This is a genomic window from Acidovorax sp. FG42, assembly GCF_057809195.1.
On record NZ_JBMDJM010000006.1, the window covers coordinates 57,299 to 80,311 of the forward strand.

The 23,013-nt window shown below is 66.9% G+C and carries 20 protein-coding genes; 8 read left to right on the forward strand and 12 right to left on the reverse strand.

Features of this window, described 5'->3' with window-relative positions; all coding sequences use genetic code 11:
- Positions 1-151 precede the first annotated feature (151 nt).
- Positions 152-778 (reverse strand): ANTAR domain-containing response regulator, encoded by a 627-nt coding sequence (locus ACODSM_RS08425; protein WP_015015144.1) that lies wholly within the window; start codon positions 776-778, stop codon positions 152-154.
- Between the two features lie 256 nt (positions 779-1,034).
- Between ACODSM_RS08425 and ACODSM_RS08430 the strand changes: the two genes are divergently transcribed.
- Positions 1,035-2,195 carry a branched-chain amino acid ABC transporter substrate-binding protein gene (locus ACODSM_RS08430; protein ID WP_060986569.1) on the forward strand — a complete coding sequence of 387 codons (1,161 nt, stop codon included), beginning with the start codon at positions 1,035-1,037 and terminating at the stop codon, positions 2,193-2,195.
- A 45-nt stretch (positions 2,196-2,240) separates the two neighbouring features.
- A complete protein-coding gene (gene tsaD, locus ACODSM_RS08435) occupies positions 2,241-3,281 on the forward strand; it encodes a tRNA (adenosine(37)-N6)-threonylcarbamoyltransferase complex transferase subunit TsaD (RefSeq protein ID WP_116747611.1) in 1,041 nt (346 codons plus the stop codon).
- A gap of 64 nt (positions 3,282-3,345) precedes the next feature.
- Here tsaD and ACODSM_RS08440 read toward each other — a convergent pair whose 3' ends face one another.
- From ACODSM_RS08440 to ACODSM_RS08465, 6 genes are read right to left on the reverse strand one after another with little or no spacing between them, the layout of a single operon-like run.
- Positions 3,346-4,797 (reverse strand): aldehyde dehydrogenase, encoded by a 1,452-nt coding sequence (locus ACODSM_RS08440; RefSeq protein WP_488804952.1) that lies wholly within the window; start codon positions 4,795-4,797, stop codon positions 3,346-3,348.
- Between the two features lie 50 nt (positions 4,798-4,847).
- The gene (locus ACODSM_RS08445; RefSeq protein WP_060986566.1) at positions 4,848-5,558 is read right to left on the reverse strand and encodes an ABC transporter ATP-binding protein; all 711 of its coding nucleotides are present in this window, start codon (positions 5,556-5,558) and stop codon (positions 4,848-4,850) included.
- Positions 5,555-6,316, reverse strand: a complete 762-nt coding sequence (locus ACODSM_RS08450) for an ABC transporter ATP-binding protein (RefSeq protein WP_488804953.1) — start codon at positions 6,314-6,316, stop codon at positions 5,555-5,557. Before ACODSM_RS08450 ends, ACODSM_RS08445 begins: the two co-directional genes overlap by 4 nt.
- Positions 6,309-7,244 carry a branched-chain amino acid ABC transporter permease gene (locus ACODSM_RS08455; RefSeq protein WP_488804954.1) on the reverse strand — a complete coding sequence of 312 codons (936 nt, stop codon included), beginning with the start codon at positions 7,242-7,244 and terminating at the stop codon, positions 6,309-6,311. The genes ACODSM_RS08450 and ACODSM_RS08455 overlap by 8 nt, the downstream gene beginning before the upstream one ends.
- Positions 7,241-8,119, reverse strand: coding sequence for a branched-chain amino acid ABC transporter permease (locus ACODSM_RS08460; RefSeq protein ID WP_488804955.1), 879 nt, complete (start codon positions 8,117-8,119; stop codon positions 7,241-7,243). The genes ACODSM_RS08455 and ACODSM_RS08460 overlap by 4 nt, the downstream gene beginning before the upstream one ends.
- Before the next feature lie 19 nt (positions 8,120-8,138).
- A complete protein-coding gene (locus ACODSM_RS08465; protein WP_488804956.1) occupies positions 8,139-9,347 on the reverse strand; it encodes an amino acid ABC transporter substrate-binding protein in 1,209 nt (402 codons plus the stop codon).
- 219 nt (positions 9,348-9,566) lie between these two features.
- Here ACODSM_RS08465 and ACODSM_RS08470 point away from each other — a divergent pair, with 219 nt between their 5' ends.
- The 5 genes from ACODSM_RS08470 to ACODSM_RS08490 all read left to right on the forward strand — a co-directional run bounded on the left by ACODSM_RS08470 (position 9,567) and on the right by ACODSM_RS08490 (position 15,653).
- Entirely contained in the window at positions 9,567-10,562 is a 996-nt protein-coding gene (locus ACODSM_RS08470) for an AraC-like ligand-binding domain-containing protein (RefSeq protein WP_488804957.1), read from the forward strand.
- A gap of 297 nt (positions 10,563-10,859) precedes the next feature.
- Positions 10,860-12,218, forward strand: coding sequence for an efflux transporter outer membrane subunit (locus tag ACODSM_RS08475; RefSeq protein WP_488804958.1), 1,359 nt, complete (start codon positions 10,860-10,862; stop codon positions 12,216-12,218).
- 68 nt (positions 12,219-12,286) lie between these two features.
- Positions 12,287-13,675, forward strand: a complete 1,389-nt coding sequence (locus ACODSM_RS08480) for an efflux RND transporter periplasmic adaptor subunit (protein WP_488804959.1) — start codon at positions 12,287-12,289, stop codon at positions 13,673-13,675.
- A complete protein-coding gene (locus ACODSM_RS08485) occupies positions 13,672-14,448 on the forward strand; it encodes an ABC transporter ATP-binding protein (protein WP_488804960.1) in 777 nt (258 codons plus the stop codon). The genes ACODSM_RS08480 and ACODSM_RS08485 overlap by 4 nt, the downstream gene beginning before the upstream one ends.
- Positions 14,448-15,653 (forward strand): ABC transporter permease, encoded by a 1,206-nt coding sequence (locus ACODSM_RS08490; protein WP_488804961.1) that lies wholly within the window; start codon positions 14,448-14,450, stop codon positions 15,651-15,653. Before ACODSM_RS08485 ends, ACODSM_RS08490 begins: the two co-directional genes overlap by 1 nt.
- 130 nt (positions 15,654-15,783) lie before the next feature.
- Here the strand turns inward: ACODSM_RS08490 and ACODSM_RS08495 are convergent, their stop codons facing one another.
- A complete protein-coding gene (locus tag ACODSM_RS08495; protein ID WP_121942370.1) occupies positions 15,784-16,182 on the reverse strand; it encodes an Hsp20/alpha crystallin family protein in 399 nt (132 codons plus the stop codon).
- A gap of 92 nt (positions 16,183-16,274) precedes the next feature.
- On the opposite strand from ACODSM_RS08495, the gene ACODSM_RS08500 reads away from it, so the two are divergent.
- Positions 16,275-17,618: a branched-chain amino acid ABC transporter substrate-binding protein gene (locus tag ACODSM_RS08500; protein ID WP_488804962.1), complete on the forward strand. Its 1,344-nt coding sequence runs from the start codon at positions 16,275-16,277 to the stop codon at positions 17,616-17,618.
- 60 nt (positions 17,619-17,678) lie between these two features.
- Here ACODSM_RS08500 and ACODSM_RS08505 read toward each other — a convergent pair whose 3' ends face one another.
- From ACODSM_RS08505 to ACODSM_RS08520, 4 genes are all read right to left on the reverse strand, one after another.
- Positions 17,679-18,440, reverse strand: coding sequence for an ABC transporter permease (locus ACODSM_RS08505; protein WP_056640850.1), 762 nt, complete (start codon positions 18,438-18,440; stop codon positions 17,679-17,681).
- A 5-nt stretch (positions 18,441-18,445) separates the two neighbouring features.
- Entirely contained in the window at positions 18,446-19,438 is a 993-nt protein-coding gene (locus ACODSM_RS08510; RefSeq protein WP_488804963.1) for an ABC transporter ATP-binding protein, read from the reverse strand.
- A gap of 176 nt (positions 19,439-19,614) precedes the next feature.
- Positions 19,615-20,727 (reverse strand): lytic murein transglycosylase B, encoded by a 1,113-nt coding sequence (mltB, locus tag ACODSM_RS08515; RefSeq protein WP_488804964.1) that lies wholly within the window; start codon positions 20,725-20,727, stop codon positions 19,615-19,617.
- Positions 20,728-20,885: 158 nt separating this feature from the next.
- Entirely contained in the window at positions 20,886-22,925 is a 2,040-nt protein-coding gene (locus tag ACODSM_RS08520; RefSeq protein WP_488804965.1) for a transglutaminase TgpA family protein, read from the reverse strand.
- Positions 22,926-23,013 lie beyond the last annotated feature (88 nt).

Below are 23,013 nucleotides of genomic sequence, written 5' to 3' on the forward strand. Positions count from 1 at the left end.
TGGTCGCACTGCCTTTGTGCGGCGCACCATTTGGGAGGGCTGGGAGGGGCCGCCGCAATGGGGCGCGGCCCTGGCGAGGGATGCCGGGCAAGGTCCGCCCGCAGCGATGCTAAATAAGGGGAGCGGCACAGCCGCTCAAGGGGCGTGGCTTCTAGCCCAGCAGATCCATCACATCCAGCATGCGCTGCGCCACATCCACCAGCTTCAGGCCCTTGTCCATGGCCGTCTTGCGCAGCTTTTCGTAGGCGGCCTGTTCGGTCAGGCCTTGGCGCTGCATCAGTAGGCCCTTGGCGCGGTCGATGGTCTTGCGGTCGCGCAGCTCGGTCTTGGCATCGGCCAGCTCGGCACGCAACGCCTGTTCGTGCTGGAAGCGCGCCATGGCCACGTCCAGGATGGGGCGGATGCGCTGGGGTGCCAGCCCTGCCACGATGTAGGCAGACACGCCCGCAGCCACGGCATCCTTGACGTGCGAGGTGTCCTCGTCGTTGGTGAACATCACGATGGGGCGGCGCTCGTCGCGCGTGGCCATCACCACATGCTCCAGCGCGTCGCGGGCTTCGCTCTCGGCGTCCACGATGATCAGGTCGGGCTGTAGCTGGGCGATGCGCTCGCTCAGGAACACATCGGCGGGCAGCGTGGCCACCAGGTTGAAGTTGTTCTCCAGCAGCCCGATGCGCAGCGCCCGCGACCGCTCCGCCTGTTCCACGGCGTGTTCGTCGTCAGGGTCGGCGACTGCCAGATCCGGGGCCACCACCACGATGCGCAAAGCCTCATTCATACCGGCGAGGATAAGCAATTTTTACGCCACAAATTGGTGCGCCGGGGTGGTGCACACCCTCCGCGGGCCCGTGCAAACTCCCTGCGCTCCGGGTTATCCCGGCCCCAGGCCCGCTGCGCCTCGCGGTACTGGTCCCCGTTGCAGGGCCTGAAAGTTGCTAATACTGACACCGTGGGAGGGCATACCCGGTAGCCCGCCCAGCAGGGCGTCGCATATACATCTGCACACACAGTCACACTGAAATGGAGTTTTTTGCATGAACAAGCACATCAACCGGCGCCGCTTCTCGGCCAGCATGGCCTTGACCGCAGTGGCGACTGCCGCACTCCTGACCGGATGCGGCAAGGTGCCGGACACCATCAAAATTGGTGTAGCGCAGCCCCTTTCTGGCCCGCTGGGCGCCCTGGGGCAGGATCTGCTCAACGGCGTGAAGCTGGCGGTGGATGAACTCAACAAGTCCGGCTACACCGTGGACGGCAAACGCGTGACGCTGGAGGTCGTGTCCGTGGACGACAAGGCCGACGCCACCACCGGCAAGGCTGTGGCGCAGCAGCTGGTGGATGCGGGCGTGGTCGCGGTGGTGGGCCACCTCAACTCGGGCGTGAGCATCGAGACGGCCCCCATCTACGCCGCCAAAGACATTCCACAGATCGCCATCTCCACCAACCCCAAGTTCACCCAGCTCGGGTTCCCGACCACGTTCCGCATGGTGGCCAACGACACCTTGCAGGCGCGCGCCATCGGCTCGTTTGCCGCCACGCAGCTGGGCGCCAATCGCTACGCCGCGCTGGACGATGGCACGCCCTACGGCAAGGGCCTGGCCGACGGTGCTGCCGCGCAGCTCAAGGCCGAGAAAAAAGAAGTGGTGGTGCGCAAGTCGTTCGACGACAAGACCGTGGCCTTTGACGAACTGGCCGGTGAACTCAAGGCCGCCAACGTGGAGGTGATCGTCTCGACCCTCAACGACTTCCAGGCCCTGGCGCTGCTTGAATCGCTCAAGAAGGTAGACCACACCAAGGTCAGCCTGCTGGGCGGCGACACCATCAAGACTACCGACATGACCAAGGGCGCGGGCATCGTGCAGGGGCTCTACGCCACCTCGCCCGTGCTGGAAGCCAAGGAGTTCACCACCGGCAAGCCTTTCCTTGAAAAGTACATCGCCGCTTTCAAGAAGCCCCCGGCCTACGGCGGCCACTACAGCTATGACAGCACCTACGTGCTCTCGGCCGCCATCCAGAAAGCCAAGTCCGCCGACCCCAAGGACATCACCAAGGCCCTGCACAGCATCAACGGTTACGCCCCGGTGATCGGCACCATGACCTGGGACGACAAGGGCGAGCAACGCTACGGCGCTGTGGGGGTGTACGAGCTGCGCAGCGGCAACTGGGAACTGCGCATGCGGTCGGACCGCTGGTAATCAGGCCTGCAAGGACGGATCAGCCCCGGGTTTTACACTCGGGGCATGAGCTTGCTGATCCTGGGTATTGAATCTTCGTGCGACGAAACCGGCGTGGCATTGGTCCGTTCCACGGGCGATGCCGTGCCTACGCTGCTGTCGCACGCGCTGCACAGCCAGATCGAGATGCACCAGGCCTATGGCGGCGTGGTGCCAGAGCTGGCCAGCCGCGACCACATTCGCCGTGTGCTGCCGCTGGCCAAAGAGGTGCTGGCCGAGTCCGGGCAGACGCTGGCCGATGTGGATGTGGTGGCCTACACACGCGGCCCGGGTCTGGCCGGCGCGCTGCTGGTGGGGGCGGGCGTAGCCTGCGCCCTGGGTGCGGCGCTCAACAAGCCGGTGCTGGGTGTGCACCATCTCGAGGGGCATTTGCTGTCGCCCTTCCTCAGTGCCGACCCACCGGAATTTCCTTTTGTGGCTTTGCTCGTTTCGGGCGGCCACACCCAGCTGATGCGTGTGGACGGCGTGGGCCGCTATGAGATCCTGGGCGAGACCATTGACGATGCGGCGGGCGAGGCGTTTGACAAATCCGCCAAGCTCATGGGGTTGGGCTATCCGGGTGGTCCGGCGCTGTCCCGGCTGGCGGAGCAAGGCAGTGCCACGGCCTTCAAGCTGCCACGGCCTTTGTTGCACAGCGGTGATCTGGATTTTTCGTTTGCCGGGCTCAAGACGGCCGTGCTCACACAGGCCAAGAAGCTGGGCGATGAATTCGAGGCACGCAAGGCCGACCTGGCCGCGAGCACCGAGGCCGCGATTGTCGAAGTGCTGGTGAAGAAAACCCTGGCCGCCCTCAAGCAGACCGGCCTGAAGCGTGTGGTGGTCGCCGGTGGCGTGGGCGCCAACCGGCACCTGCGCGCCCAGCTCAACGCCGCCTGCGCCGCAGCCAAGGTGCGCGTGCACTACCCCGAGCTGCACCTGTGCACCGACAACGGCGCCATGATTGCCATGGCTGCTGCGATGCGCCTACAGGCCGGGCAGCAGCAGGCCAATACCGACTACGCGTTTGACGTCAAGCCTCGTTGGCCGCTGGATGCGATCACAGTTTGAAATTTGAGTGAAAATGACCGCTAGCGCTTGTCCACAAAGCGCTAGCAGCTATCTTTTTTAAACTTCAGAAAGGGTAGTGGCGGGGAGTAGTCTGCACTGTGATCCAGCGCAGTTCGGTGAACTCACGCACCCCGGCCATGCCGCCAAAGCGGCCGTAGCCCGAACTCTTCACGCCACCAAACGGCATCTGGCCTTCGTCGTGCACCGTGGGGCCGTTGACGTGGCAGATGCCCGATTCGATGCGCGCGGCCACGTTCCAGGCCTTGGCGACGTCGCGGCTGAACACGGCGGACGACAGGCCGAACTCGTTGTCGTTGGCGCAGGCAATGGCTTCTTCCACACCGTTCACACGCACCACGGGCTTGACGGGGCCGAACGATTCTTCGCGGTAAATGTCCATCTCGGCCGTCACGTGGTCCAGCACGGTGGCCTGCATGAGTGTGCTGTCGCTCTTGCCGCCGCAGACCAGCTTGGCGCCCTTGGCCAGTGCGTCGTCGATGAGGGCGTTGCAGCGGTGCACCGTGGCCATGTCCACCACCGAGCCCAGCACCACCGGGCCCTTGCGCGGGTCGCCCAGGGGCAGGGCCTTGGCGCGCTCGCCCAGCTTGGTCACAAACTCGTCGGCCACGGCGTTGTCCACGATGATGCGTTCGGTGGACATGCAGATCTGGCCCGAGTTGGCGAACGCGCCAAACACGGTGCCCGCCACGGCGGCGTCGATGTCTGCGTCATCCAGCACCAGCAGCGGGGCCTTGCCGCCCAGCTCCAGCACCACGGGCTTGAGGTACTTGGCGCAGGTCTGCGCAATGATGCGGCCCACCTTGGTGGAGCCGGTGAAGTTGATGCGGCGCACCGCCGGGTGGGCCACGATGGCCTCGACCACAGCACCCGCATCGGCCGGGGCGTTGGTCACAAAGTTCACCACCCCAGCGGGCAAACCAGCCTCCTGCAGCGCCTCGATGATGAGGCCGTGCGTGGCGGGGCACAGCTCCGAGCCTTTCAGGATCACCGTGTTGCCACAGGCCAGTGGCGTGGCGATGGCGCGCACGCCCAGGATGACGGGTGCGTTCCACGGTGCAATGCCCAGCACCACACCCGCCGCCTGGCGCACACCCATGGCCAGGCTGCCCGGCACGTCGGACGGAATCACTTCGCCTGCAATCTGCGTGGTCAGGGCGGCGGCCTCTTGCAGCAGGCCGGCAGCCAGGTGCACGTTGAAACCGGCCCACATGCCCGAGGCGCCGGTCTCGGCCGCCATGGCCACCGCAAAGTCGGCCGTGCGGGCCTCCAGCGCGTGTGCGGCCTTGAGCAGCAGCGCGCGGCGGGCGTTGGGGCCCAGGGCCGACCAGGCCGGGAAGGCCTTGGCGGCTGCGTCGGCAGCGGCCTTGGCATCGGCCACGCTGGCGGCGGGGGCCGTGGTGGCGATGGACCCGTCGAGCGGGTTGCGGCGCTCAAACGTGGCGCCGCCGGTGGCTTGCACGCGCGCGCCGTTGATCAGCATGGAAATGGCAGTCATGGATGAAAGCTCCTGAAAAAGAACAAATGAAAAAGGGGGAGGAAGGGGTTTCAGGCCACGCCGAGATAGGCCTGGCGCACCACATCGGACTGCAGCAGTTCAGCGGCAGCGCCAGACGCCACGATGCGCCCGCGCTCCAGCACGTAGCCGCGCTGCGCTATCTGCAGTGCCTTGCGCACGTTCTGCTCGACCATGAGCACCGTTACGCTCTGTGCGGCAATGCGCTGCACGATGGCCAGCAGCTCATCGACCATGCGCGGCGCCAGGCCCAGCGAGGGCTCGTCCAGCATCAACAGGCGCGGGCCGCTCATCATCGCGCGGGCCACGGCCACCATCTGCTGCTCGCCGCCGCTCATGGTGCCCGCGAGCTGCGTGGCGCGTTCCTTGAGGCGCGGGAAGTCTTCGAATGCCTGGTGCAACCGCTCGGCCCGCACCCGTGATGGCACCAGCCAGCCGCCCAGCTCTAGGTTCTCGGTCACCGTCATTTGCGGGAACAGCTGGCGGCCCTCGGCCACCAGCGCCAGGCCGCGCTGCACGCAGGCGGTGGCGTTCATCGCGGGCAGATCGGTGCCGTCCAGCGCCACGGTGCCCGTGCGCGGCAGCAGCCCGGCCAGCGCCTTGAGCAGCGTGGTCTTGCCCGCGCCGTTGGGGCCGACGATGACGGTGATGCCGGGAGGGGCTTCGAGCGACAGGTCCTGTAGCACCTGAAAGCCGTGGTAGCCGGTGGTCAGGTTCTGCACTGTGAGGTGTGCGCCGCTCATGCCGTGGCTCCTTGTGCAGTGTCGCTGGTCATTTCGTCACCCAGATAGGCCTCGATCACCTGCGGGTCGCGCGCCACCTCGGCGGGTGTGCCGTCGGCAATCTTTCGGCCCTGGTGCAGCACCAGCACGCGCTCCACGTACTTGAGCAGCGTGGTGACCGCGTGCTCGATCCACACCACCGTGAGGCCCCAGTCATCGCGCAGGCGGCGGATGCGCTGGGCCATGGCGTTCACCTCGGCTTCGGTCAGGCCCGCAGCCACCTCGTCGAGCAACAACAGGCGCGGGCGGGTGCCCAGGGCCATGCCGATCTCCAGCAGGCGCTGCTGTGACGGCGTCACGTCGGCAGCGGGGCGGTCGGCCAGGTGCGCCAGGCCCAGCATGGCCAGGATTTCGCCTTCGCTGCGCAGGCCATCCGGCCCCTGGCGGTGGCGACCCGCGAACTGCATGCCAAAGCGCACGTTGTCGCGCACCGTCATGTCGGGGAACACGCGCGGCGTCTGGAAGGTGCGCGCAATGCCGTGGGCCGCGTAGTGGTGCGGGCCCTTGCCGGTGAGGTTGTCGGTGCCGCTCATCAGCGTGCCCGATGTGGGCGTCTGCACGCCCGAGATGGCGTTGAAGAACGTGGTCTTGCCCGCGCCGTTGGGGCCGATGATGCCGATGAGTTCACCCGTGTGCAGCGTGGCGCTCACGCCATCCACGGCGGTGAGGCCGCCAAAGCGCACGGTCACGGCGTCGATGGTCAACAGGGCTTCAGCCATGGTGTGCCTCCGCAGCTGCAGGCTTGCGCCGTTGCCACAGCGTGGCCAGGCCATTGGGCAGGTACATCACGCACAAGATCAGCAGCAGGCCCAGCACCATCATGTAGCCATAGGGCAGCTGCAGGCGCAGCGTTTCGGCCAGCAGGCTGAACACGATGGCCGCCAGGATGGGGCCACCCAGGCTGGTCGCGCCGCCAATCAGCGCGATCAGCACGGTCTGGAAGCCGATGAAGGGGCTGAATACGGCTGCTGGCTCGATGTACGTCCAGCGCACGGCCATGGCCGCGCCCACGGCGCCTGCAAAGGCGGCGGTGATGCCAAAGCCCGCGATCTTGGCCAGGCGCGTGTCCACGCCCAGCGTCTGGGCGCGCTGCTCGTCGGCACCAATGCCCGAGAGCGCCAGACCAAAGCGGCTGCGCTGGATGGCAATCGCCGTGGCGATGGCACCCGCCGCAATCAGCAGCACCGTGAGGTACACCGTCTCATTGCTGGGCACCACCGTGAGCACGCGGCCCACGGTGCCGGAGACCTGCTTTTCGACAAAGGTCACCGCGTGGCGGATCAGCTCGGTCATCCCGAACGTGAGCACCGCAAAGTAGGTGCCGCGCAGGTGCAGCACCGCCGCGCCCATCACCACGGCCACGATGGTGGCGATCAGCGCGCCGCTCAGAATCACCAGGGGCCAGGGCAGCACGCCCAGCAGCATCGCGCTGGTGTACGCACCCACACCAAAGAAGGCCGAGGTGGCCAGCGACAGGTAGCGCGTGGCGCCGCAGAACAGCGACCAGCTGGTGGCCAGCGCGATGTACATCAGGCAGCTGAGCAGCACGGAGGCCATGAACTCGGACACCAGCCAGGGCAGGGTGGCGACCACCGCCACCCCCGCAGCCAGCGCCAGCCAGGGCTTGTTGGAATAGAGAGCGGTCATTTTTTGGAGAACAGTCCGTTGGGGCGCCAGATGAGCACGCCGATGAAAACTGCATAGCTCAGCAGCATCTTGAGAGACGGGCTGCTGAAGTGCATGCCCAGCGCTTCGACCACACCCAGCAGCAGGCCGCCAGCCAGGCTGCCCGCCAGGCTGCCAAAGCCGCCCAGCGTGATCACAATGAGCGCGGTGACGGTGTAGGGCTCGCCCATGGAGGGCGAAATCTCATACGTCATCGACAGCAGCGCGCCCGCCACGCCCGACAGGCCCAGGCCAATGCCAAACATCATGGGGTGCAGGCGCCGCGTGTTGATGCCCACCAGCTGCGCGCCCGTGGGCGACTGCATCAGCGCTCGCACGGCCTTGCCCAGCAGCGTGAGCTTGAGCAGCGCGATCAAACCTGCGGATAACGCCAGCGCCACGCCAAACAGCACCAGCTTGTTTTCAGTGAAGCGCATGCCCACAATTTGCACCGGGTCGGCCAGGTACTCGTACCCGCGCAGGTCGCCGCCCCAGATCAACAGGGCGGTGTTCTGCACCAGGAACATGAGGCCGAAGCCCACCATGAGGCTGCGCGCCTCGAACACGTCCACATTCGGTGCGCGGGCGGCCAGGCGCTTGAAGCACAGCGCATGCACCGCCACGCCCAGCGCAAACAGCGCGATGAAGGCCAGCGGCATCAGCAGCAGCGGCGAGATGCCCCACAGGGTGTGCGCCGACCAGGTGAGGAAGGCGCCCAGCATCAGGAACTCGCCATGCGAGATGTTCATGATGCGCATCAGCCCGTACTGCAGGTTCAGGCCCATGGCCACCAGCGCATAGATGCCGCCGGTAATGAGGCCACTGGCGACCAGTTCGGCCCAGGAAGTCAAAGACACAGTGTGAGTTCCGAAGAAGTTATTTCCACGCAGGCTTGTTGGTGTTGAGCTGTGCGGTGGCGCGATCCTTGGGCCACACCACCTCGAAGTCGTTGCCTTGCCACTGGCTCACGGTGCCTGGAATGGATGCGTTCTCGCTGCCCTGGAAGCGGATGCCGCCCAGGATGGTCTGGAACTCGTTCTTGGCGATGTGCTCGCGCAGTGCCTTGCGGTCCAGGCCCGCCTTTTCTACGGCCTGCTGCAGGATCTGCAGGCCCGCCCAGGCGTGGCCGCTGGCCCAGCGGTCGGGTTCCTTGTTGAACTTCTTCACGTGGGCGTCGAAGTACGCCTTGGCCTCGGGGCTGGTCTTCACGCTCCACGAGCCCATGCCGATCACGCCCTCGGTGTTGGCGGCCATCACGTTCTTGTAGAGCTGGAAGGCCGTGCCCACCGAGGCGTAGAAGAACTTGGGGTTCAGCCCCACTTCGCGCGCCTGGCGGCTGGCCAGGATGGTGTCGGGCGGGTAGGTGATGCCGATGAAGGCGTCGGGGTTCTGGTCCTTGATGCCGCGCAGCACGGGGGCCAGGTCCTTCACGCCCAGCGGATAGCTCTTGCGCTCCAGCACCTGGATGCCGGTCTTCTTGAGCGCGTTGTTCAGCGCGGCAAAGTTTTCCAGGCCAAACAGGTCGTCCATGTAGACGATGGCAATGGTCTTGACGTTGTTGGCCACCAGCATGTCCACCAGCGCGCCCATCATCTTGTCGGGCTGCTGCAGCAGCGAGAAGAAGTACGGCAGGTTCATGTCGATCAGCTTGCGCGACAGCGCGGTGGGCGCCAGCAGCGGGTAGCCAAAGCGGTTGGCCAGCGGTGCGATGGCGAAGTTGGCACCCGAGCCCCAGGGCGGCAGGATCAGGTCCACCTTGTCGCTGCCCATCAGCTTTTCGTAGGTGCGCACACAGGTTTCCGTCTCGCTGCGGTCGTCGTAGCCGATGAGTTCAATGGGGCGCTTGGTACCCTTCACGCTCAGGCCGCCCGCTGCGTTCACCTGTTCGGCCCACAGCAGGTAGTTGGGCTCCTGGCTCACCTGCGCGCCGGCGGCCCAGGGGCCTGTGCGGGCAATGGCGTAGCCGATGCGGATGGGGGCTGCGCTGCCGGTTTGGGCCCACAGCTGGGGGGCCACGGCCAGGGTGCCGACCGTGGCGGCGGCGCCTTTGATCCACTGGCGCTTGGAGGGTTGGTGTGCTGTCATTGTGTGTCTCCTCGGATGGGGCCTGCGTGGTGCACGCCGTGCTGAGAATCGTAGGGAGACGGGCCCCAGCGCGCTGCGCTCAGCGTGCACAAAACGCTTGCCTCAGCGTGCAGGCGGCAGCGGGTTTACCCGGATTTCCCTCGGTGGCACGGGGTAACGGGGCGCCGGATAATTCAGGGGCATAACGATCCGGCTTGCGCCCAACTGCCTGGAGACACCATGGCCCAATCATTGACCGAGGTATCCACCGACGCCGTGCCCGCGCGCGACCGCCTGCACCTGTGGGGCGATGCCGTGTGGCGCCTCATTGGCGGGCTGGAGTCCGATGCGTTTGGCGACGATGCCTTTGCGGGCCACATCACCTCGGGCCAGGCGGGCTATGTGAACCTGTGCCAGCTGGATGTGAGCCGCCACCGCGTGGTGCGCACCCCCAGCCTCATCCGGGGCAGCGACCGGGCCTACATCAAGGTGGTGGCGCAGCTCGAAGGGCGGGCCTGCTTTGAGCAAAACGGCCGCCAGGTGTGGCTGTCGCCTGGCGAGTGGAGCGTGTACGACACCACGCGCGCCTACGCCGTGAGCAACCCCGAGGCCGTGCGGCAGATGGTGCTGATGATCCCCAAGGAACAGCTGCCCGAGCGCAAGCTCAAGCTGGACGACCTGATGGTGCAGCGCTTTTCGGGCACCACGGGCGTGTCGCGCCTCGCGTGGGACACCATGCGCGCCGCCTTCTCCGAGTTGCCCACCATGTCCGATGCGGCCGCCGATGGCGTGGCCGATGTGATCACGCACCTGGTGCAGCTGTCGTTGCTGGAGCGCAACGGCCAGCAAAGCCTGCTGTCGCAGCGCGAGGCCCTGCGTGACCGCATCAGCCAGTACATCGACCGCCATCTGGGCGACCCAGACCTCACCATTGACCGCATGGCCCAGGCGCTCAACTGCAGCAAGCGGCACCTGTACAACGCGGTGGCCGACGACGAAGAAACCCTGGCCGCCATGATCCAGCGCCGCCGCCTGGAGGCCTGCCTGCGCGACCTGCGCCACCCTGCGCACGCACAGCGCTCGGTCACCGACATTGCGCTGTCCTGGGGCTTCAGCAACAGCGCGCATTTCAGCCGGGCGTTTCGCGCGCATGTGGGCTGCAGCCCCAGCGAATACCGGGCCCGGGCTTTTGCGCCGGTGGTGTTGCTGCGTGACGAGTCGCTGCGCGCGCACTGACCGACGACCTGGCCCACAGGCCGGCTGTGCCCGTTGTGCGGCACTGCAGGCCCATGTGTTTGAGTTGCAGGCTGCGTCGGCGCGACCGCCCAGTGATCGTTGACTTGCATCAATTCTTTACGCGGGCTTGACCCAGTCGGTACCTTGGCTGCGCAATCGCTGCTCACAATGGGGTTTTCCCTTGCCTAGCCATTGCCCATGCGTTTTCTCCCACCGGCCTCTCCAGGCGCTCCCCCCGCCCGCGCAGCGCACGTTGTGCGCGCTGCGCCGTGGAGGCAAACGGCCCTGACTCTGTGCGTGCTGGTAACTGCCGGGTGTGCCAGCCTGGCACCCACCGACGACACCTTGCCCCAGGTGGCCGTTCCCTCGGAGTGGTCTGCGGGAGGTAACGGTGCCTCGCAAGCGGCTGCAACTACATCCCTTGCCCAGTGGTGGCAGCGGTTCGATGATGCAGTGCTCACCACGCTGGTCGAGCAAGCCTTGCGCGCCAACACCAGCGTGCGCACTGCCCAGGCTTCGCTGCAGCAGGCGCGTGCGCAGGTAGATGTGCAATCGGCTGGCCTGCTGCCCAGCGTGGGCGCATCCGCATCGGCGCAGCGCAGCCGCGCGAGCAACAGCACTGGCAACACCTTCCAGGCTGGCTTTGATGCGAGCTGGGAGCCCGATGTGTTTGGCCGCGTGCGCAGCGGCGTGAACGCCAGCGAGGCCGATGCGCGCGCGGCAGAGGCCAGCCTGGCCGACGTGCAGGTGTCGCTGGCCGCCGAGGTGGCCATCAACTACATCGAGCTGCGCGGGCTGCAGCAGCGCCTGGCCATTGCGCGCAGCAACCTGGCCAGCCAGCAGGAGACCCTGCAGCTCACGCAGTGGCGCCTGCAGGCGGGGCTGACCACCTCGCTCGTCACCGAGCAGGCCCGTGCAGCGGCCGAACAGACGGCCGCGCAGATCCCCTCGCTCGAAGCCAGCCTGGCGCAGTCGCGCTACAGCCTGGCCGTGCTGACGGGGCAGGTGCCCGGTGCCCTGGACTCCACCCTGGCCGCCAGCGCGCCCTTGCCGCAGCCCACCGCAGAACTGGCGTTGGCAATTCCGGCGGAAACGCTGCGCCAACGCCCCGATGTGCGCGCTGCCGAGCAGCGCATTGCCGCCGCCCTGGCGCGTGTGTCGCAGGCCGATGCGGCGCGCTACCCCAGCTTCTCCCTCGGCGGGTCGCTGGGCCTGCGTGCCCTCACGCTGGGGGCGTTGTCGGGTGGCAGTGCGGTGACCAGTGCCTTGCTGGGCAGCGTATCCATTCCGCTGCTCGACGGTGGCGCCGCCCGCGCGCAGGTGCGGGTGCAGTCTGCCGCGCTGGAGCAGGCCCGCGTGGCCTACGAATCCACGGTGCTCACGGCCCTGCAGGATGTGGAGAACGCGCTGGTGGCCCTGCGCGGCGACCGCGAAAAGCTGGAGCGCCTGACCGCTGCCGCAGACGCCGCCCGCAACGCCGCCCTGCTGGCGCAGCAGCGCTACAGCAGTGGTCTCATTGATTTTCAGGCGGTGCTGGAGACCCAGCGCACGCTGCTGTCCACACAAGAGAGCGTGGCCACCACCACCGCTGCGGTCGCGGCGGACCATGTGCGCCTCTATAAGGCGCTGGGCGGCGGCTGGACGTTAGCCGAGTGAACAGCTGACAAGCCCTTCCACACGCCCACCCCATCGCCTGCCAGCCCCCATTTTCTGATTCACGTCCCATGCCAAATACCGACACCTCCGCTTCTTCTGCAACCGCCAAAGCCGCCCCCGCTGACCTGAGCGCCTTGCTGGGCGCCGACCGGCCCCGCCGCTGGTGGCAGCGCACCACCGTGTGGCTGGGTGTGGCGGCGCTCGTCGTGGTGGGTGGCGGCTTGTATGCCTGGCAATCGCGCCAGAGCGCCAGCACCGCACCTACCTACGTCACCGAAGAACTGCGACGAGGCAACCTCACACTCACTGTGTCGGCCAACGGCACGCTGCAGCCCACACGCTCGGTCACCATCGGCAGCGAGTTGTCGGGCACCGTGCGTAACGTGCTGGTGGATGTGAACGACAAGGTCAAGAAGGGGCAGCTGCTGGTGGAGCTGGACACCGCCAAGCTCGAAGCACAGGTGCTGCGCTCGCGTGCCTCGCTGGCGTCGGCGCAGGCCCGCCTGGCCCAGGCTGCGGCTACCACCAAGGAGGCCATTGCCAACCTGGGTCGGCTGGAGGAAGTGGCCCGCCTGTCCGGCGGCAAGGTGCCTTCGGCCTCCGAGCTGGACGCAGGCCGCGCCACGCTGGACCGCGCCCGGGCCGACGAAACCAGCGCACGTGCAACGGTGGAAGACGCGCGCGCCGCACTGTCTACCGACGAGACCAACCTCTCCAAGGCCTCCATCCGCTCGCCCATCGACGGCGTGGTGCTCACACGCTCGGTGGAGCCCGGCAACGCCGTGGCTGCATCGTTGCAGGCGGTGACCTTGTTCACCGTGGCCGAAGACCTCACGCGGCTGCGGCTGGATGTGAGCGTGGACGAGGCCGATGTGGGATCGGTCAAGGTGGGGCAGGACGCGAGCTTCACGGTCAGCGCCTATCCCTCGCGCCGCTATCCGGCCCAGGTCACACGCGTGTCGTTTGGCTCCACCAAGACGGACAACGTGGTGACCTACATCACTTGGCTGGAGGTGAACAACAGTGACATGAGCCTGCGCCCTGGCATGACGGCGGCGGCAACCATCACTTCCACCGAGCGCAAGGACGTGCTGCTGGTGCCCAACACGGCGCTGCGCTTCACGCCCGCGCAGGCCGCCGGGGCGGATGCGAAGCCTGGGGCGGGTGGTGCCAAGCCCGGCGCGTCGGGCAGCGGCAGTGGTGGCGGCATCATGTCGCAGCTCATGCCGCGCATGCCACGCTCGGGCTCGGGTCCACGCAAGCCGGGTGCAGGTGTAGAGGCAGGCGATGGTGCGGGCAAGACGCGCCAGGTGTGGGTGCTGCAAGACGGTGCTGCCAAGCCTGTGACCGTGCAGGTGGGCATCAGTGACGGCCGCCATACCGAGGTCAGCGGCGAGGGCCTGACCCCTGGCATGGCCGTGATCACCGACCAGCGCGCGGCAGGGGCCAAGCCATGAGCGTGGCAGGCGACACCCCCCTCATCCGCCTGCGCGGCGTGACCAAGGTCTATGGCGAAGGAGCGCTGGCTTTTCAGGCGCTCAAGGGCGTGGACCTCGACATTGCGCAGGGCGACTTTGTGGCCATCATGGGCCCCAGCGGCTCGGGCAAGTCCACCGCCATGAACACGCTGGGCTGTCTGGACCGGCCCACCACGGGCGAATACCTGTTCAAGGGCGTGCATGTGGAGTCGCTCTCGCGCGACGAGCGGGCACGGCTGCGGCGGCGCTACTTTGGCTTTGTGTTCCAGGGCTTCAACCTGCTGGCGCGCACCTCGGCGCAAGAGAATGTGGAGCTGCCCCTGCTGTACCGGGGCGAGTCGGCCACCGCGCGCCACGCAGCGGCCGCGCGTGCGCTGGAAGCGGTGGGCCTCAAGGGCTGGGAACACCACACGCCCGCCGAGCTGTCGGGCGGGCAGCAGCAGCGCGTGGCCATTGCGCGAGCCATCGTCACCGAGCCCGATGTGCTGCTGGCCGACGAGCCCACCGGCAACCTCGACACCCAGCGCAGTGTCGAGATCATGGAGCTGCTGTGGCGCCTGAACGCCGACCACGGCATCACCGTGCTGATGGTCACGCACGAGCCCGACATGGCGCAGTACGCGCGGCGCATCGTGCGGTTTGTCGATGGCGTGGTGGACAGCGATGCAGCCAACCCACACCCCAAGGGCCTGGACGCTGATGCAGCATCGGCCCTGCCGGCGGTGGCCGGTTCGGATGCGGGAGGCCACTGATGTTGCTCAACACCCTGCTGCTGGCGTTGCGTTCCATCCGGCGCAACCTGATGCGCTCTTTCCTCACCATCCTGGGCATCGTGATCGGCGTGAGCGCGGTGATCACCATGGTCACGCTGGGCAATGGCGCCACGCTGGCCATTCAGAACCAGATCTCGGGCCTGGGCACCAACCTGCTGCAGGTACGCCCCGGCCAGCGCATGGGGCCCGGCGGTGGCACCGGCGCCCCGGCCTTCAAGGACACCGATGCCGACATGATCGCGCAGCAGATCGGCGGCATCCTGGCCGTGGCGCCCGAGGCGCGTGCCGCCGCCACGGCGGTGGTGGGCGGGCGCAACTGGACGACCAGCGTGATCGGCAGCACCAACGCCTGGCTGGAGACCGGCAATTGGACGGTGCGCACGGGCCGCGTCTTTACCGACGCTGAATTGCGCGCGGGTGCTGCCGTCTGCCTGATCGGCGAGACCGTGCGGCGCGAGCTGTTTGGCACGGCCGATGCCGTGGGCGGCCAGCTGCGCGTGAAGGCGTTTTCGTGCGAGGTGGTGGGCGTGTTGGCGTCCAAAGGGCAGGGTGCGTTTGGCAACGACCAGGACGACACCGTGCTGGTGCCGCTGCGCACGCTGCAGCGCCGCGTGACGGGCAACACGCGGGTGAACACGCTGCTGGTGTCGATGAAGGACGGCAGCGACCCCGAGCGGGTGAAGGCCAGCCTCACCCAACTGCTGCGCGAGCTGCGCAAGCTGTCGGACTCTGACGAAGACAACTTCAACGTGCTGGACACCAAGCAGCTGGCCGACACGCTCTCGGGCACCACCAAGGTGCTGACCACGCTGCTGGGCGCTGTGGCGGCCGTGAGCCTGCTGGTGGGCGGCATCGGCATCATGAACATCATGCTGGTGAGCGTGACCGAACGCACGCGCGAGATCGGCCTGCGCCTGGCCATTGGCGCGCTGGAGGGCGAGGTGCTGCTGCAGTTCCTGATCGAGGCCGTGGTGCTGGCCGCTTTGGGCGGGCTCATCGGCATCGTGCTGGCCACGGGCGCGTCGCTCGCGCTGTCGGGGCTGATGGGGGTGCCCTACCTGTTCAACCCGGGGGTGAACCTGCTGTCGTTCCTGTTCTCGGCCGGGATCGGTGTGGTGTTTGGCTACTTCCCGGCGCGGCGCGCGGCGCGCATGGACCCCATCGATGCGCTACGGCATGAGTGAGGGCGTTTGCAGAGGGTTCTGAGCAGACATGCAAGCAAAAAAGGCATGAAGCGCTAGTGCATCATGCCTTGGATGCTATTGAAAATATAGCGATGGCCGTTACGCGCCATCGTTTGGGGAGCTGCCCGCTTCAGTGAATGGTCAGCGTGGTGGCCTTGCTCACGGGCTCCAGGCGGACCAGCGTCAGGGTCAGCACGCCGTTTTCCAGCTTGGCGGTGCTGGCGCTGGCATCGATCTCGGTGGGCAGCTCCCATGCACGCTGCACCTTGCGCGGTGCGCCTTCCACGCTTTGCACCTGCACCACCTGGCCCTCAATGCTGATCGAGAGCTGTTCGCGGGCCAGGCCGGGTACGTCCAGCTGCAAGGTGGTGGCCTTTTCGTCCTGCGTCACGGTGCAGCCACCGGCGGGTGCTGCCGCTGCGGATGCAGGCTGTGCCAGCGCGCCCATCAGAAAACGTTGCAGTGCCAGGTCGGCGGAACGGGGGGCTTGGGCATAAGCGGCGCGGCGGATCACGGGGGCGAAGATCATGGGTAACTCCTATACACTGCGCGGCTCTCGACGTGGTCGCCGCATGGCAGAGAGTTGTGTGCGGCCACGCCGCATTTCAAGGGAAAAATGCCATGAATAAATTGCAATCCGTGGGCTTGAAATCAGGCGCTGCGGCATTACGTCACACCGTTTGGGCGGCCGCAGTGGCCCTTGCAGGCGCCGTGGCGTTGGCGCCTGCCGCGCAGGCGCAGGCCCCAGCCCCTGCCGCCGTGGCCCAGGCCAAGCCGGTCAAGCTGGCACTCATCGAAAGCCTCTCGGGTCCGTTCGCCAACACCGGCGAGGCCGTGTACCGCAACATCTACTGGGCCATGGAGCGTGTGAACGCGCGCGGCGGCGTGCAGCTGCCTGCCAGCAGCGGCGGGCCTCGCCCGCTGGTGCTGGAGCGCTACGACAGCAAGGGCCAGAACGAAGAAGCCCTGTCTGCGCTGCGCGCTGCGATCGACGATGGTGCGCAGGTCATCCTGCAGGGCAATTCGTCATCCACGGCCGCCGTGCTGATCGAGGCCATCAACAAGCACAACGAGCGCGAGCCGAACAAGCGCGTGCTGTTCCTCAACTACTCGGCGGTGGACCCCATCCTTACCAACGAAAAGTGCAGCTTCTGGCACTTCCGCTTTGATGCCCATGCCGACATGCGCATAGCCGCGCTGATGGAGGTGATGCGCGAGGACAAGGCCTTGAAGAGCGTGTACCTCATCGGCCAAGACTACAGCTTTGGCCAGGCCGTGCTGCGCGAGGCCAAAAAGCAGCTGGCCGCCCAGCGCCCCGATGTGGTCGTGGTGGGCGAAGAGCTGCACCCCATCGGCCGCGTGAAGGACTTTGCGCCTTACGCCGTCAAGATCAAGAGCAGCGGCGCGCAGGCCGTGGTCACCGGCAACTGGGGCAACGACTTGACGCTGCTGGTCAAGGCCGCGCGGGACGTGGGCTACGAGGGCAGCTTCTACACCTTCTACGGCAACGCGCTGGGTGCGCCCGCTGCGATTGGCGACGCGGGCATCGGCAAGGTGGTGGCCGTGGCCGACTGGCTGCCCAACGTGCCGGGCGCGCAGAGCGAGGCGTTCTACCAATCCTTCCGCACACGCTTTCCCAAGCCGCAGGACGACTACGTGCACATGCGCATGCAGCTGATGGTGGAGGCACTGGCCCAGTCCATCGAGCGTGCGGGCAGCACCGACGTGGTGGCCGTCGCGCGCCAGATGGAGTCGGCCAACGTGCAACTGGCCGGCCAGGGAGGCACCATGCGCGCCGCCGACCACCAGTTCCAGCAGGCGCTGGCGGTGGGCGTGATGGACAAGAAAGGCGCGCCCGGCGTGAAGTTCGACGTGGAAGGCTCGGGCTACGGCTTCCGCGTGGTGCGGCAGATTGCAGCCACCAAGGCGCAGCAGCCGCACAGTTGCCAGATGCAGCGTTATTGATGCTGCGCTACTGATGCGTGGGGCCGCCCCGGGCTGTCGGGGCGACCGAGGTGATCGCGCTCAGCGCCGGATGCGGTGGCCGGTCTTGAACACCCACCACACCACGGTGAGACACAGGGCCATGAACACCAGCGTCATGCTGGTGCTCACCGCAATGTGCACGTCGGCGTGGCCGTAGAACGCCCACCGCAGCCCGCTGATGAGGTACACCACCGGGTTGAACAACGACACGGTCTGCCAGAACGGCGGCAGCATGCTGATGCTGTAAAACGCACCGCCCAAAAAGGTGAGCGGCGTGATCACCAGCAGCGGTATCACCTGCAGCTTTTGAAAGCTGTCGGCCCACAGGCCAATCAGGAAGCCGAACAGGCAGAACGTGACGGCCGTGAGCACCAGAAAGCCCACCATCCACACCGGGTGCGCCACCTCGTACGGAACGAACACCCGGGCAGTGGACAGGATGAGCACCGACACCAGCAGCGACTTGCTGGCTGCCGCGCCCACATAGCCCAGCAGCACCTCCACCCAGTTGACCGGCGCGCTCAGCAGCTCGTAGATGGTGCCCGACCACTTGGGCATGTAGATGCCGAAGGCCGAGTTGGAAATGCTCTCAGAGAGCAGTGACAGCATGAGCAGGCCAGGGATGATGTAGGCGCCATAGCTCACCCCGCCGATGTCACCCATGCGTGAGCCGATGGCGGAGCCGAAGACGATGAAGTACAGCGCCGTAGTCAGCACAGGTGCAATCAGGCTCTGCATCCAGGTGCGGAAGGCACGGTTCATTTCAAAGCGGTAGATGGCGCGCACGCCATGCAGGTTCACACCGGTCATGCTGGAATCGCTTTCTGGGCCGAAGGGGCGGGGGCCTTGTCCTGGTGCACCAGGCTCACGAAGATGTCTTCGAGCGAGCTTTCGCTGGAATGCAGGTCCTTGAAGTCGATGCCGTGCTCCGTCAGGGCGCGCAGCAGGGCGGCGATGCCGGTGTCTTCCTGCTGCGTGTCGAAGGTGTAGGTCAGCACGGTGCCGCCCTGGCTCAGCGCCAACGGCCAGCGGGCGAGCGATGCGGGCACCTGCTCCATGGGTTGCTGCAGCGTGATGGCAAGTTCCTTCTTGCCCAGCTTGCGCATCAGCACGGCCTTGTCTTCCACCACGATCAACTCGCCCTTGCGGATCACACCGATGCGGTCGGCCATGTCCTCGGCTTCTTCCAGGTAGTGGGTGGTCAGGATGATGGTGGTGCCCGCGTCGCGCAGCGCCCGCACCAGGCGCCACATATCGTGGCGCAGCTCCACATCCACGCCCGCGCTGGGTTCGTCGAGGAACAGAATCTTGGGCTCATGCGACAGCGCCTTGGCGATCAGCACGCGGCGTTTCATGCCGCCCGACAGCGCAAGGATCTTGTTGTCCTTCTTGTCCCACAGCGACAGGTCTTTGAGGATCTTCTCGATGTAAGCGGGGTTGGGGGCCTTGCCAAACAGCCCTCGGCTGAAGTTCACCGTGGCCCACACGGTCTCGAACGAGTCGGTGTGAAGCTCCTGGGGCACCAGGCCAATCGCAGCACGCGCTGCGCGGTAGTCGCGTACCGTGTCGTGCCCATCTGCCGTGACGGTGCCCGCCGTGGCATTGCTCATGCCGCAAATCACGCTGATCAGCGTGGTCTTGCCCGCGCCATTGGGCCCCAGCAGGGCAAAGATCTCGCCGCGCCGGATGTCCAGGTCGATGTTCTTGAGTGCCTGAAAGCCGCCGGCGTAGGTTTTGCTCAGGCCGCGTACGCTGACGATGGCGTCCGTGTCGGGTGCTGGAGAAGGTGATGCAGGCATGGGGAAGGTTCTCTTGGAGGGCCAGGGCGCGCCGCCGTGGCCGGGCCGCTGTGCAAGCGGTCGGAGTCGGGCATTGTGGACTGACTTGCGCAAGCGTGCAGGGCAGGGGCTCCGTGCCCGCAGAAACCTCCGGGTTCAGCCGGTAGGTGTTGGGTTAGCAGCGCAGGGGTTCGCCATCAGCGCGCTGCCGCCACCTCGCGGCCCAGCTCGATCACCGCCATGGCGTAGTAGCTGGACCAGTTGTAGCGCGTGATGGCGTAGAAGTTCTCGGTGCCCGCCACGTAGCTGGGGGCATCGTTGCCGTTTTGCAGTTCCACCAGCGCCAGCGGGCCCGTGTGCTGCGCACCCTGGGCATCGAGTACAGCGCCCTTGGCCAACATGCTGGCGGCACTGAAGGTGGGCAGGATGTCGGGGGCGAGCAGGTCGTCCAGCTGCAGGCGCGCGTTGTCGAACTGCACCCCAAAGTGCGTGGGCATGCCGGGTGTCCAGCCGTGGCCGCGGAAGTAGTTGGCCACCGAGCCAATGGCATCGGCCGGGCTCTTGAACAGGTCCACGCGGCCGTCGCCATCAAAGTCCACCGCGTAGCGCACCCAGCTGGAGGGCATGAACTGGCCCAGGCCCATGGCGCCCGCGTAGCTGCCGCGTGGCTCAAAGGGGTCGGTGTTGCTGCGGTTGGTGAGGCTCAGGAACTGCTCCAGCTCGCGGCGGAAGAAGTCGGTGCGCTCCTTGGCGCGCGGGTGGGCAGTGGGGAAGTCGAACGCCAGGGTGGCCAGCGCGTCCATCACGCGGAAGGTGCCCATCTGCTGGCCGTAGATGGTCTCCACGCCAATGATGCCCACGATGATCTCGGCGGGCACGCCAAACTCGCGCTCGGCACGCTCCAGCGTGGCCTGGTTCTCTTGCCAGAAGCGCACGCCCGCACGGATGCGGATGGGGTCGATGAAGCGGCTGCGGTAAACGCGCCAGTTCTTGGCCGTGCCCTTGGCGGGGGGCAGCATGAGGCGGGGCACCTGGGGCAGGAAATGCGCATGCCCGATGGCCTGGCGCACCCACTCGCGGTCCAGGTCGCGGCGCGCGGCCAGGTCGTCGGCAAACTCCATGGCTTCGGGGCGCGATGCGTAGAGCACCGGGGCCTTGGCACTGGCCCGCCCCTGGGGGGCCTGACCGGCTTTGGCAGGCGCCTTCTGGGCTGCTGATTTGGGTTGATTTTCGGGCTTTGCGCTGGCAGGTAATGCCCAGGCAGCTATCAAAAAAATAGCTGCTGCGGTCCATGGTGCTGTCTTCTTCATGTCAGTGGTTGTAGCTTTGTAGCGCCCGGTGTTCTGAGGCTGGCGCGTTCTCTAATGGGGATGTCGAGCAAGGGCCGCCCCGCAGCGAGGGCATCGTCCCCCTTCCCGCGCACAGCGCGAGAGAAGGGGGAAGCGGCGCAGCCGCTCAGGGGGATGATTCACTGCTTCGGCCAGGCGATGCTGCGGAACTCCCGACGTAAGTCGCCCAGCGCGGCCTCCGGGTGGGGGGCATAGCGCACGCGCTCCAACCGCAGCAGCCAGTCGGCCACCGCCGCAGCGGGTGCGCCGAATTGTGCCTGCACCCGCTCGGCCATGGCCCGCGGCGGCAAGGTGTCGGGCACCACCAGCCCGGCGCGGGCCAGGCGCTGGCGCGCGCGTGCCAGCAGACGCAGCCAGGGGTCGTGCTGGCTGCGCTCCCACAGGCTCCAGCCCATGCCCCCAAGGGCGGCCACGATGATCAGGATGCCCAGCACCATGGTCAGGTCCTGCCAGCTGGGCGACTCAAAGCCCAGCGACTTGAGCAGGTCCAGCTGGCGGCTTTGGGTGTAGTTGAGCACCCACTGGTTCCAGCTGTTGTTGATGGCCTCCCACACGGCGCGCAGGTTCTGCGCCAGGCCCGGGCTGATGACCGTGCCCATGGCTGTGGCAAAGGCCCCCTGGGGGGCGCGCAGCCGCTGGAAGGCCCCGGTGCGGCCTGGCGACACGGCGCCGGTGGGGTCCACTCGCACCCAGCCCCGGCCGGATAGCCAGACTTCGGCCCAGGCATGGGCGTCGCTCTGGCGCACGGTCCAGAGCCCGTCCACAGGGTTGCGGTCGCCGCCCTGGTAACCGGTGACGATGCGGGCCGGGATGTCGAGTGCGCGCATCAGCACCACAAAGGCCGCGGAGATGTGCTCGCAAAACCCCTCCTTGCGGTCAAACCAGAACTCGTCGGCGGTGTGCTGGCCGTACACGCCGGGCTCGAGCGTGTAGACATACCCGCCGGTACGCAGGCGGGCCAGGGCGGCATTGACCAGCGCCTCGGTGTTGTCCTGCGCCGGGTTGGGGTTGAGTGCGGGGTCGTTGCGCATTTGCTGGGCCAGCGCCAGCGTGCGGGGGTTGAAGCCGGTGGGCAGCTCCGTGTAGGTGCGCAGGGCGGCGTTGGGGGTGCTGGGGCCATGGGCAAACTGCGTGTAGCTTTCGGCCTTGTACCGCACCACATCCGTCACGGCGCGGGTGGTCAGCCACTGCAGGTCCTGCGTCATGAAGGTGTCCATGCCTGCGACGGCGGGTTTGTCCACCGCAGCATCCAGCAGCAGCAGCCAGGGGCGCTGGTGAGGCTCCAGCGTGACCTCGTAGCGCACGGGCTGACCTTGCACGCGCAGGTTGGCGACCGTGTTGGCGCGTGCCTGCGAATAATCGCCCGGGCGGGGCGACACCGGGTGCCATTCGACACCATCGAAGGTGCCGAACACCGGGCCACGGAAGTACAGGTCGCTCTGCGGTGGCGCCGCGCCGTCAGGGGTGTCAAACCGCACGCGCATGGCCACCGTGTCGTCCAGCGCCAGTTCGGCAATATTGCCCACCTTCATCACACCCGACAGGCCGCTGCGCCCGCTCATGGTGTCGCTGGGCATGCCCCACAGGGGCGCCATGCGCGGGAACAGCATGAACAGCGCCGCCATGATGGGCGCGCCCAGCAGGGCCATGGTGCCTGCGGTGCGCAGTGCCTGCGACAGCGGAGGGCGCCCCACGGGCATGTGGGCGTTGACCAGGGCCGTGAGCAGCCCCAGCAGCGCCACCAGCATGGCAGCGGCTGTGAACAGCGACTGCGAGAAGAAGAAGTTGCTGAGCATCGTGAAGAAGCCCAGGAAGAACACCACCAGCGCATCGCGCCGTGCGCGCAGCTCCAGCATCTTGAGCGCCAGCAGCATCACGATCAGTGTTACCCCGGCATCGCGGCCCAGGATGGTGCGGTGCGTGTATAGCGTGCCCGCCACCGCAATCACCAGCGGAACGGCCAGCACCCAGCGCGTTGGCAGCGGGCGCCCCTTGAACGCCAGCCAGCCGCGCCACAGCATCAGCCCGGCAGCCAGCAGGCTCACCCATACAGGCAACACGTTGACCTGCGGGGCGATGACCCACGCAATCACGACGAGCAGGAACAGCGTGTCGCGCGCGTCGCGCGGCAGGGCGTGGAGCGTCTGTCGCAGACTCATGGCTGCGCGGCCGTGCGGAGGGCGATGGATTTCATTTTGCTACGTATTTGATAGCTATTGGGGCAATATGAACATGCGCTTGGGGCCA